At 32.2% G+C, this 1197-nt stretch carries 1 protein-coding gene; it reads right to left on the reverse strand.

Annotated elements, in window-relative coordinates:
* Positions 1-5: 5 nt before the first annotated feature.
* Positions 6-980 carry an IS110 family transposase gene (locus tag GR162_RS22065; protein WP_160783891.1) on the reverse strand — a complete coding sequence of 325 codons (975 nt, stop codon included), beginning with the start codon at positions 978-980 and terminating at the stop codon, positions 6-8.
* Between the last annotated feature and the right edge of the window lie 217 nt (positions 981-1197).

Below are 1197 nucleotides of genomic sequence, written 5' to 3' on the forward strand. Positions count from 1 at the left end.
GATTTCTATGATAAAACCAAATCTTTTTCATAAAAGGTTTGGTTTTTTATTACTGCAAAAACCCGATGAATTATTTTATTTCTCACTGCGTTTAAAACGCTCATTTTGTTTTTTCCTTCTTCGATTTTTCTAATGTAATATCTTCTTAAATCATTATCCAGTCTAATTGCACTCATTGCAGCCATATGCAGGATAGTTTTTAAGTTTTTATCAGCAAGTATTGATACTGCTGGTCTTTTTTTTAATGATGTCCCAGATTGAAAGTCAAAAGGCACGACTCCGCTGTAGCATGCCATTTTTCTTGGATCTGTTATGGCTGTAAATCCTTCTGTTTTTGATAATAACGTCCATGATAAAACCTTGCCTACGCCTGGAACAGATTTTATCAGTTTGTGCTGTTGGCTTAGGTTTTGGTCATTATGAATTATATTTTCAATATCCTTTTCAATAATCTTAATCTGGGCATCAATGTTTTTAATGAGCCTGATATTTAGGTTTTTGAGTTCTTTATCCAGTCCAATACCTTTCATTAATTTGTAATCATGCTGCTGAACCGTAAGCTGTTTTTTGATTTTTATTCTTAAAGCTCTTTCAGCCAGTAGTATTTTTATTTTTTTAATAGAACAGGAACTAGGCTTCCATTCTCTATTTTCCTGATGATTTTTTTCAATGAAATTACAAATTCGCAGCGCATCGATTTTATCATTTTTCCCTCTGACAAGACCTATGCTTTTTTTGATATGCAGTGCCGATATCACATAAACTTTAAAGCTGAATTTTTCCAATGCCTCGAAAAGATTCCAATTGTATCTGCCTGTGTTTTCCATGGCTATCATTACATTTTCATTTGAATATCTTTTTAAAAAACGTCTTATAGCTGGAACGGTATTTTCAATTGAAAAGTGATTTACAGATTCTTCTTTAACGCATATATCCAAAGTCTTGCTGCTGATATCAATGCCAATAATAATGTTTTTCATAACTTTGCTTTTACGATTCAACAATGATTTGAGAAATTCATCATAAGCTCAACTCCTTAATAACGGGTCACTAGCCCAAATTTCTATCTGAGTCTTTGATGAAAGGGAAGCTAAAGTCTTAATCAGAATATGAGTCTCTAGCTCAGAGGAACGAACAGTTTACTTTGGCTTCCTTTCTCACTCATAAATCTACTTAAATTTCAAAAAACAAATCTAA

Source organism: Flavobacterium sp. HBTb2-11-1 (assembly GCF_009826975.1).
Classification (GTDB): Bacteria; Bacteroidota; Bacteroidia; order Flavobacteriales; family Flavobacteriaceae; genus Flavobacterium.